General features: G+C 46.3%; 6 protein-coding genes and 1 pseudogene. 1 reads left to right on the top strand and 6 read right to left on the bottom strand.

All coding sequences use genetic code 11. The annotated features are described in order from the left end of the window. The 4 genes from FTU54_RS14830 to FTU54_RS15350 form a co-directional block, all read right to left on the bottom strand. A partial coding sequence (locus FTU54_RS14830) for a transposase domain-containing protein (RefSeq protein ID WP_180074892.1) occupies positions 1-174 on the bottom strand: 174 nt, incomplete at its 3' end. A 106-nt stretch (positions 175-280) separates the two neighbouring features. Beyond that, positions 281-1,567 carry an MFS transporter gene (locus FTU54_RS14825; RefSeq protein WP_180074891.1) on the bottom strand — a complete coding sequence of 429 codons (1,287 nt, stop codon included), beginning with the start codon at positions 1,565-1,567 and terminating at the stop codon, positions 281-283. A 127-nt stretch (positions 1,568-1,694) separates the two neighbouring features. Continuing rightward, a complete protein-coding gene (locus FTU54_RS15410) occupies positions 1,695-2,546 on the bottom strand; it encodes a GGDEF domain-containing protein (RefSeq protein ID WP_373685800.1) in 852 nt (283 codons plus the stop codon). Further along, a complete protein-coding gene (locus FTU54_RS15350) occupies positions 2,540-2,839 on the bottom strand; it encodes a hypothetical protein (RefSeq protein WP_257223828.1) in 300 nt (99 codons plus the stop codon). Before FTU54_RS15350 ends, FTU54_RS15410 begins: the two co-directional genes overlap by 7 nt. Positions 2,840-3,061: 222 nt before the next feature. Between FTU54_RS15350 and FTU54_RS14815 the strand changes: the two genes are divergently transcribed. Continuing rightward, a complete protein-coding gene (locus tag FTU54_RS14815; protein WP_180074890.1) occupies positions 3,062-4,336 on the top strand; it encodes a glutaminase in 1,275 nt (424 codons plus the stop codon). A 97-nt stretch (positions 4,337-4,433) separates the two neighbouring features. Here FTU54_RS14815 and dhaK read toward each other — a convergent pair whose 3' ends face one another. Then, positions 4,434-6,164: a dihydroxyacetone kinase subunit DhaK gene (gene dhaK / locus FTU54_RS14810; RefSeq protein WP_180074889.1), complete on the bottom strand. Its 1,731-nt coding sequence runs from the start codon at positions 6,162-6,164 to the stop codon at positions 4,434-4,436. A 64-nt stretch (positions 6,165-6,228) separates the two neighbouring features. Beyond that, positions 6,229-6,466, bottom strand: a pseudogene (locus FTU54_RS14805) (IS982 family transposase); the annotation flags it as partial.

The raw sequence follows: 6,466 nt of genomic DNA, 5'->3' as shown, positions 1-6,466 counted from the left end.
CCCAAGAACAAGCCAAACCACGTGCTCAGCAGGTAATTTTCTCCTTCTGATCGATGCCTTACCTGTTTGATGCAGAGATGTTTCAATCCAATTTAAGTCAATAAGTTCACAAAAATGGTTGAGTGATAGGAGAGCATGTTCAAGAGTGGATTCTAAATGTTCAGATAAAGACATAAAAAAATGAGCGTATTTACATACACTCATTTTTACTACATTTTACTAAAATTTGCTTAACTGACTGGCATTAGGATGAAGCCGGGCTTTTTTGTTTTGAGGTGGATTAAACCGAAGGGCGGGCACGCTCAAAGCGTTGCTGATAAAACCAGGCGGTCATAAACGCCACCAGACAGACCACCCAGATATAATATAGCGCGCCAATATTGCTATACAGGCTTAGCCACTGCACCAGCGGTAAGGTAATGCCACCGGCAATGGCATAGGCCACGTTATAAGAAAATGAAATACCGGAAAAACGGATTTGTGCCGGGAACATTTTCACCATGCTATATGACACCATGCCAACTGTCCCTGATGCCAGACCCAAGAGCATATACAGCATAAAGATTGTTGATGCTTCAACATGACCCAGGCTGTTATAGAACAGTGAGGCAATTGCAGCGACCAGCAGGGAGCCGAATAAAATGACTTTCCCAGCACCAAAACGGTCGGCCAGCAGCCCGGCCACAATACAGCCAATCATCTGCATGACAATGGCGGCACTTTGCATTTTAAAGGCATCGGCGCGGTCAAAACCAAATGCACCGACCAGCAGATTTGGCATGGCCAAAATTAGCACCACCACACAGGCGGTCAGGAACCAGGTAAAGAACATGCCCATCACCACACCGCTACGATGCTGCGCCAGCACCTGTTTCACCGGTAATTCCTTGGCCAGTTCCTTGCGTGCCTGCATGGCTTTAAATACCGGGGTTTCATGTAAATAACTGCGTAAATACAGCGCTACCAGACCAAAAATCCCACCAACAATAAACGGAATACGCCATGCCCAGTCCTGAATTTCGGCTGCAGTAAATTGCAGTGAAATAAACAGCGACATTAACGCACCGAGTAAAATCCCCAAGGATAAGCCGGCGGTCAGCAGACCATTGGCAAAACCAATTCTTTTTTCTGGCACATGCTCAGAAACAAAGGTCCAGGCCGCAGGAATTTCACCACCAATGGCAATACCTTGTACCACGCGCATTAGCAGTAACAATAATGGCGCGGCATAACCAATGCTTTCAAAGGTTGGCATGATGCCAATAAACAGTGTGGGTAAGGCCATCAATAAAATCGACAGGCTAAACAGGCGTTTACGGCCAATTAAATCGCCAAAATGCGCCATCACTACACCGCCGAGTGGACGGAAGAAATAACCGGCTGCAAAAATCCCGTAGGTATTCAGCATAGCCCAAAATGGACTGAGGGTGCTTGGAAAAAACAGATCGGAAATAATTTTGGCGTAAAAGACATAAATGACAAAGTCATAAAATTCGAGTGCCCCGCCGAGTGAGGACAGGCCAAGTGTGCGTTTGTCTTCGCGGCTTAAACGGGGAGTAGCATCCATGCGTATCTTCTGACTGGACTAAAAACAGGAACCGTAATTTTAAAGAAGAGCTATAGCTATGAATAATCAAACTTTATTTGGGAAAAATAAACTAATAGTTATAAAAGTCTGCGTGTTTCGATGATTATTATTGTTGCCAGTACAGCTGGTTGCGGCCCAGATTTTTGGCCTGATATAGCAATAAATCGGCCTGCTGCGTGGCCTGAGAAAACTCATCAAAGTGCTGGAAAAAGCTGATGCCGAAACTGCCGGTCATTGAAATGACCTGACCACTCTGAATCAGTGGTGTGGTTTCGATGCCGCTGCGAATCCGTTCTGCCACCTGAATTGCGATATCCAGCGGGGTATCTTGCAGTAAAATCAGAAATTCTTCACCGCCCATCCGGCAGATTTCATCGTATTTACGCACCGCTTTGCTGATAATTTCGGTGACATGCTGTAGCGCTACATCGCCAACCTTATGGCCGTACTGATCATTAATCTGCTTAAAAAAGTCCAGATCACACAGAATAATCGCATTCTGCTTGGAACGGCTGTGCTGTTTTAAGCGTTTCAGACGTTCCTCCAGCGCCCGGCGATTCAGCAAGCCGGTTAATGGATCAAGATTCCGTTCTTTTTGCAGCTGCTGGAAAATATCCTGATAGGCACTATGAAACAGCAGCCCGGCCATCAGCAGGCTCAGGCAGAGAATAATCAGCTGGGTACAGGCAGCGACCAGATTATTGCTTAAAATCTGGTTGGTCGGCTGTAATACCACAAACAGATCCAGGGTGCGCAGCGCAATCACCGCACTTAACAGCAACAGCGACAGGCGTAACAGGCGATCCAGTTTCTGCTTGAGCTTGACCTGATATAAAGCCTTTAAATTATGCGAGAAAATTAGGGTGATGGTGATGGTTAGCACCAGCATCCGCTGTGCATATTGCTCATCAAACACCGAAAAATACACATAAATTGACTCGGCAATGGCAATTAGCACCAGCAGAAATGCCCACGCGTGGTGACATTCAGCCGCAAATGAATGGCATGGGTGAACATCGCACAGCTGATAAACAGCAGCGTGGATGGAATAAAGCTAAAGGTCGGTAACACTTGGGCAGAGACCACAGTAATGATCAGTACGGCCAGACCCGTACATAGGGTCGATGCGGCATACCACAGAAAATAGGTGGGAATTGGTTGGAACAGCCGCAGCAGCAGAATGACGCTGCCAAAGGCCATTATAAACAGCGGGATTAGCGCACTGTAGAGGGAGAAATTTTCGGCTAACATGAACAAATTGCAGGTAAGTCAAAAAATCGCGCCATCATAGCAGCTTCTCCCAGACAGTGATCTAAAAAAGTGCACAATCTTGAGCGCATAATTGAATCAAGAAGATTTAGAAAAGCGATGCGTGTAGCGATGCTGTAACTGCCGGGCCAAAATGCACCGGCTTGCGGTATAAAATAAAGTTGCCATCTACAACAATGATAATGCCCAAAAAGGACCCATCCTATGCAAACGCCTGTTCCAGATTATTTAAAGCATGTTTTGTCACAATGTCAGCGCAATGCGGGCGGGCAGCTGGCCGATTATATTCCGGAACTGGCACAGGCTGATCCTAACAAGCTGGCGCTGGCCCTGTCCACCGCAGATGGCATGATCTATTCCAGCGGTGATGATGGTCATGAATTTACCATCCAGTCCATGTCCAAACCCTTTGCCTATGCACTGGTGCTGGAGCAGTTGGGCATTGAAGAAGTTTTGCAAAAAGTAGGTGTTGAACCCTCCGGAGAAGCCTTTAACCAGATTTCCCTAGATAAAGAACTGAATATTCCGAAAAACCCGATGATCAACTCGGGGGCGATTACCACCCATTCATTAATTCAAACTACGGATGGCATTTCACGGGCCGAGCAGCTGCGCCGTTTTTTAAGTGAACTGGCCGGACGGGAATTAAGTTTTGATGAGCAGGTCTATACCTCCGAAATGAAGACCGCATTCCGGAACCTGTCGATTGGCTATATGTTGCGTACTGTCGGTGCACTGGACACTGACCCGGTCGAGATTGTGAATGGGTATATCCAGCAGTGTGCAATTAAGGTCACGGTTAAGGATTTGGCACACATTGCCAGTGTCTTGGCCAATGGCGGCCTACATCCGAAAACGGGCGAATGTTTACTGGATCGGGCCGTGGTGCGGCAGGTGTTAAGCGTGATGCTGAGCTGTGGTATGTATGATGCTGCCGGAGACTGGCTCACCACGGTGGGGATTCCGGCCAAAAGCGGCGTTTCAGGTGGGATTATTGGTGTGCTGCCGGGTCAGGTCGGTATTGCGGTATTTTCACCGCGCGTGGATGAACATGGCAACAGTGTCCGCGGGATTGATATTTTTGAGCGTTTATCTGCCGATATGGGCCTGCATCTGATGGAAGGGACGCCTTCCGCACAAACCATTATTCAGAGCTGTTATTGGGCTGGCAAAAATGATGATGTTCGCGTCTATGAACTGCGCGGAGTGTTGCAGTTTACCGAGTCAGAAATGTTGCTGCGCAATTTACAGGAAGAGCCACCGGGTGATACGACGATTGTACTCGATCTGACCAACCTCACCTTAATTCATGATGTGGGTGCACGGATGCTGTTTGAAGGGGTAGAGCGTTTGCAGCAAGATGGACATCGTGTGGTGGTGGTTGATTCGGAAGGAATTCTGAGTGAAGCCCAGATGAAGGGCAATAAAAGGGTTGTGGTCAAAGAAAAGCTGACCAAGTATCTGGAAAAATTTCAATAGACGTTTTTTCTGCCAGCTTATTTCAGAACGGGACGGGACATACTGGTAAATAAAAAAGCCCCGATGATGCGAGGCTTTTTTTCAAATCTTGAAAATCTTATTTAATATGCTCAGCAATATCGCTAAAGATTACGCCTAAACCATAAGCACCTGCATCAGGATAGCCTAAGCTACGGTCACCCACAGTGCCCGCACGTCCCATACGTGCCACGATATCTTTGGTTGATTCAGCACCTTGAACAGCAGCTTGTGCACCTAAAATAAAGTTTTCTTTAAAGCTTTTATCTGTATTGTTTGACCATGAGTCTGCACATGGCACAAGTGCATCAATGAGAGTTTTATCACCCACCACAGCACCACGACCAAATGAGCGTTCACCTGTCACCTGAATGCCTTTTACTGCTGCTTGAAGCATATCGGCAAAATCTGCCACGCTTAATGTGGTTTTGCCTTGAATGGCTTTACTCGCAGCACGGAATGCAGAACCCCAGATTGGACCTGATGCCCCACCACAATGCTCCATGATGATCATCGAACTGTTCAGTAAGAATTCATCCATGTACTGTGCCTGGATCAGGCTTTGCCATTCTTTTTTAAGTTGTTTAAAACCTTTTGCCACGCTCATACCAAAATCGCCGTCACCTGCATGTGCATCTAATTCACAAAACGGCACTTCATTCTTGATGATACATGCTGCCATAACATCGACCACATAACGCATATTTTCAATGGTGAACTGTTCATTTTGAATTTCAGTATGTTCTGCAGCTGTTTCGACTGCGGTGTTGGCACTATATTCTGCTGTTGCATCTTTGGTAGCAAACTCAAATGGCAAGGCAGGTGAACCATCCAGTTTTAAGGCAGGGGTATTGGCTTCAGCATCTAAGTAGCCTTTCAGTTCATCATCTACCGCAAGTAGTGAAACAGAAGCACCGTTCATGTCGATGCTGGTCATGTAGTTGCCCACCAATGTACGGTAAATTTTAATGCCTTTACGCGCAAGGTGTTCGCAAACATCATGGTTAAACACATACAGTTCTTGCATTGGGGTAGAGCCAAAGCCATTGATCAACACGGCGACTTCTTTCATCTCTGGGCGATCTAAAAACAGATCATCGACCATACGTTGTGCCAACTCTTTCGAGGGCAAGATTTTTTCACGACGAATACCCGGTTCACTGTGGATACCCACGCCGTATTCCATTTCATCATCGGCAAGGGTGAAGGTTGGTGTGCCTTTGGCAGGAACGGTACATGAGCTATAGGCAAAACCAAGGCTAATCACATTGTCAGCTGCCTTTTGTGCGACAGATTTGACGTCTTGGATCGCTAAACCTTTTGATGCGGCAGCACCTGCAATTTTATGCACAAAGATCGTTCCTGCAACGCCACGACGACCGACTGTGTAAAGGCTATCTTTAACCGCAATGTCATCTGCGACTTTCACAAAATCCACTTTGATGCCATCTTCAGTGGCTAAAGCTGCACCGTTCTGGAAATTCATCATATCGCCAGAATAGTTTTTGATGATCATCAGCACGCCTTTGTCGGTTGCGACGTGTTGTAGAGCTTTATAGACCTGAATTTGCGATGGAGATGCAAACACGTCCCCACATACAGCAGCGTCTAACATGCCTTGACCCACAAAACCAGCATGTGCAGGTTCATGCCCGCTACCACCGCCACTGATCAGCGCGACATTGTTATGTTTTTCTTTTCTTGAAATGATTTTATGTGATTCAGTGAATGCGAGTTCGGGGTATGCCAAGACAAAGCCTTTACACATGTCGACAACCAAGTTTTCAGGGTGGTTGATGAGTTTTTTCATGGAGGAGAGCCTTCAAGTATTCTAGGAGAGGTCTGAAGTCTTATTATTATAACCCGGATCCTGCTTAAGCCGATGATTCCTTAATTTGAATTGTTGGCTTATTTTGATGGGTTAATTGATATGCACATAGCGAGGCGTAAATTCCACTCAGAAATCCATGAAGACTACGTGCTTGACTCGTCACTAAATTGTATTGCCCCTTCAATAAACTGAATAATGTTTCTATCTTATTGCGTTGTCTTAGGTGATATTCATCTGATGCACAGAGTTGAATAGCCCGCATATTCTTTCGATGATAAGTA

Source organism: Acinetobacter sp. YH12116 (assembly GCF_013418895.1).
Lineage (GTDB): Bacteria > Pseudomonadota > Gammaproteobacteria > Pseudomonadales > Moraxellaceae > Acinetobacter > Acinetobacter indicus.
The sequence above is the reverse complement of the archived record's forward strand: the minus strand, read 5'-3'. Positions and strand labels throughout refer to the sequence as shown.